2 protein-coding genes and 1 pseudogene are annotated in these 2,569 nt (G+C 52.0%); all 3 read left to right on the forward strand.

Annotated elements, in window-relative coordinates; all coding sequences use genetic code 11:
- Positions 1–899 (forward strand): glucuronate isomerase (locus tag ACESLU_RS14085; protein WP_372639268.1); only part of this gene is annotated, 899 nt, incomplete at its 5' end.
- 172 nt (positions 900–1,071) lie between these two features.
- Positions 1,072–2,106 (forward strand): PfkB family carbohydrate kinase, encoded by a 1,035-nt coding sequence (locus ACESLU_RS14090; RefSeq protein WP_372639269.1) that lies wholly within the window; start codon positions 1,072–1,074, stop codon positions 2,104–2,106.
- 292 nt (positions 2,107–2,398) lie between these two features.
- Positions 2,399–2,569: pseudogene (locus tag ACESLU_RS14095) on the forward strand (bifunctional 4-hydroxy-2-oxoglutarate aldolase/2-dehydro-3-deoxy-phosphogluconate aldolase); the annotation flags it as partial.

Raw genomic sequence — 2,569 nt, forward strand, 5'->3', positions numbered from 1 at the left:
CCCTGCGAGGGGACGATTTTGAAACGAAGGTACTGCCGGCCTTTCGTCCCGATAACGCCTATGCATTTGATAATGTCAAAGCCTATAATAGCTATATTGATACCCTGGAGGAGGTAAGCGACGTCGGGATCCACAGCCTGGACGATTTACTAACCGCTCTTGAACAGAGAATACATTATTTTCACGAGCAGGGATGCCGGCTGGCCGATCACGGTCTTGAAAAAATTTATTACGCCGACATGTCGGCTGCACAGCGGGAAGAGGCCTTTGCACAAGTCCGAAAAGGAACATCGCTAAGCGAATCGCAGCAGAAAGGCCTTTCCTACTATATCTTACTGCAGCTGGGCAGGATGTATCACAGCAAAAAATGGGTCCAGCAGTACCATCTGGGGGCGCTTCGGAATACCAACGAACGCATGCTCAAAAAATTAGGTCCCGACACCGGCTTCGACTCAATCGGTGATTTTTCGCAGAGCCAGACGCTGGCCCGGTTCCTGGATGATCTTGATTCGACGGATCAGCTGGCCAAAACGATCCTTTACAATCTCAATCCCAGCGACAATGAGGTGATGGCCTCGATGATCGGCAATTTTAACGACGGTTCGATCAGGGGCAAGATGCAATACGGCTCGGCCTGGTGGTTCCTGGATCAAAAGGATGGCATGGAGGATCAAATGAATACGCTTTCCAATATAGGGCTCCTGAGCTGTTTTGTCGGAATGCTGACGGATTCACGCAGCTTCTTGTCGTACCCGCGGCACGAGTACTTCCGGCGAATCTTGTGCAACCTGTTCGGAAATGATATTGAAAAAGGGCTGCTTCCGGATGACCTCCGCTGGGCGGGGAAAATAGTATCCGATATCTGTTATAACAATGCCAAGGAATATTTTAACTTCTAACAGTGAGCTTTGAAAATCCGGGGATTTTGTTCAAGTTCAAAGCCAAAGTGAGGTTGGAGCCACAGCATATAGCCCGTATGTACGTGAGGATTTCAACCGACCGATAACGCTTAAATTGGGCAAAAGACCGGTTTGGCAAAGTTTTCTAACAAATAAAAATATCGATAGTGTTATGAAAAAGGTTATTACGTTTGGAGAAATTATGCTGCGCTTGTCACCGCCTGGAAAGCTCCGGTTCTCCCAGGCCGACTCGTTTGATATCATCTACGGCGGGGGCGAATCGAACGTGGCGGTCTCGCTGGCCAACTACGGCATCCCCGTGGAATTTGTTACCCGCCTGCCCGAAAACGATATCGGTAAGTGTGCTATGATGGAGATGCGCAAGCGGGGCGTCGGTACCAGGCATATTGCCTGGGGCGGCCAGCGGCTGGGTATCTACTTCCTGGAAACGGGAGCCGTGAGCAGGGGCAGCAAAGTGATTTATGACCGGGCCCATTCGGCTATCTCGGAGATCGAAAAAGGAACCATAGACTGGGAGAAGGTCTTTGACGGGGCCGGGTGGTTTCACTGGACCGGCATCACGCCCGCCCTCTCACAGGGCGCAGCTGATGTCTGTCTCGAGGCAATCCAGGCGGCCAACGAACTGGGCGTGACAGTGTCTACAGACCTGAATTACCGGGCGAAGCTGTGGAACTACGGCAAGGAGCCGGGCGACATCATGCCGGAGCTGGTCGAAGGCTGCGATATTATCCTGGGCAACGAAGAAGATGCGGAAAAGCATTTTGGCATCCATCCCGCCAGCGTGGATGTAACCCAGGGCGAATCGGTCGAGGCCGAGGCCTACCGGTCGACCTGCGAGCAGCTGATGCAACGATTCCCGCGGGCTCAAAAAGTAATAACAACGCTCAGAGGATCCATAAGCGCCTCCCACAACAGCTGGTCGGGCGTGCTGTACAACGGGGATGAATTTCTGGAAGCTCCGACCTACCAGATCACCCATATCGTCGACCGCGTGGGCGGCGGGGACTCCTTTATGGGGGGACTCATTTACGGGCTGCTTACCTACGAGACGGACCAGCAGGCTCTGGAGTTTGCGGTGGCGGCCTCCTGCCTGAAGCATACCATCTACGGAGATGCAAACCTGTCGACGGTGGATGAAGTGGAAAAACTGATGGAAGGCGACGCGTCGGGACGCGTTTCCCGGTAAAGAACAAATGAAAAATTAGAAAATTAAAAATAGAGACTCTTGCAAGACCCAGGTCCCCCGCTCCAACAGTGTTCGGGGCCAGGGTCTATTGCAAAAAGAGTTATCGCCATCTAATAGGCCCTTGCAACAGATGCCGAAATAAAGCTGGTCCGGGCTGCCGCCAGGGCACTAAAACTTCGCAGCCTACATACAGCCTGCCAAAACAGGGTTTGGAAAAGCATCTGTATGTGATTTTGATATCGGCAATTTATTTGATAATTAGTATTTAAATTTATGAAGGTTAAAAATAATTATGGCACGATTTAAACGGATACAAGTAGCATCGGTGATGGAATCCACAGGGTTGGTCCCCCTCTTCTACCACGACGACCTCGAGGTCAGCAAAGAAGTCCTCCGGGCCTGTTACAGGGGCGGCGCCCGGCTGCTTGAGTTCACCAATCGAGGCGATTTTGCCCATGAGGTG

The sequence above is a fragment of the Fodinibius sp. genome, assembly GCF_041642155.1.
GTDB lineage: Bacteria > Bacteroidota > Rhodothermia > Balneolales > Balneolaceae > Fodinibius.

What these genes read in the sequence shown, in the direction of transcription:
- ACESLU_RS14090 (WP_372639269.1), top strand. Translation starts at nt 1,072, where the DNA reads ATGAAAAAGGTTATTACGTTTGGAGAAATTATGCTGCGCTTGTCACCG.